At 71.2% G+C, this 1,007-nt stretch carries 2 protein-coding genes; one reads left to right on the forward strand and one right to left on the reverse strand.

The features are described from left to right. A partial coding sequence (locus BN903_RS06595; protein ID WP_154018077.1) for an alpha/beta fold hydrolase occupies nt 1-508 on the forward strand: 508 nt, incomplete at its 5' end. 20 nt (nt 509-528) lie between these two features. Here BN903_RS06595 and BN903_RS06600 read toward each other — a convergent pair. Continuing rightward, the coding region (locus tag BN903_RS06600) for a DUF4442 domain-containing protein (RefSeq protein ID WP_228841043.1) at nt 529-1,007 on the reverse strand (479 nt) is incomplete at its 5' end.

Raw genomic sequence — 1,007 nt, forward strand, 5'->3', positions numbered from 1 at the left:
CGACGTCGACCTGCGCGGGTTCGTCGCCGTCTGTCCGACCGCGACCGCGGGACCGAGTCCGGCGAAGGGGTGGCTCCGCGAGCTGCTCCGTGCCCCCCTCGTCGGGCAGGCGCTGTTCAACGTCATCTCGTCGAAGCCGTCGATCCGCTATTTCAACGCCGACCACGGCTACGACGACCCCGCGAACCCGAGCGCGGAGTGGACCGACTACGAGTGGCGCACGACCCACGTCGAGAACGCGCGGTTCGCGCCCGCCTCGTTCGTCTCCGGGAGCCTGAACAGCGAGATCGACCTCGCCGCCGCGCTCGCGGACCTGGACGTCCCCCCGACGATCGTCTGGGGCCGAGAGGCGACCGTGAGTCCGCTCACCGACGGACGCGAACTCGCCGACGCGGCCGACGCGCGGCTCGTCGTCTTCGACCGGGCGCGGCTGCTCCCGCACGTCGAACACCCCAAGCGCTTCGTCGAGACCGTCGAGGAGGCGCTCGCGGCGGGCGCGGTGGCGTAAGACACGCTCGACCGGTCGCGTCAGCCGTCGCGGCGCACGTACAGCGTCTTCTCGCAGGCCGCGTGGACCGTCCCGCTCTCATCGACGAGCGAGACGAGGTACTCGCGGTCGGTCGACTCGCCGGGGTCGAGCGTCTCGCGGATCGCCTCGGTCTCGGATCTCGGTAGCTCGAACTCGGCGTACAGCGTGTCGCGCCCGGGTTCGATGAACTCCAGCGCGGCCGACTTGTCCCACACGGTGAACCCGTCGCCGAGGACTCGCCGGAGCATCATCATGTACACGGGGTCGATCGCGCCGTAGACGCTGCCGCCGAAGATCGTTCCGACGGCGTTCCGGGTGCGCCAGTTCAGCGGCAGCCGGATTCGGACGTAGCGCCAGTCGGCCGCGATGTGGTCGACGCGCGCACCTGTGCCGCGGTACGCGGGCAGGAGGTTGAACCCGTGCCGCCAGAGCCGACTCCGACGGCTCTCCGCCGGCGGATCGTCGCGCAGCGGCCGGG

This window comes from Halorubrum sp. AJ67, assembly GCF_000513435.1.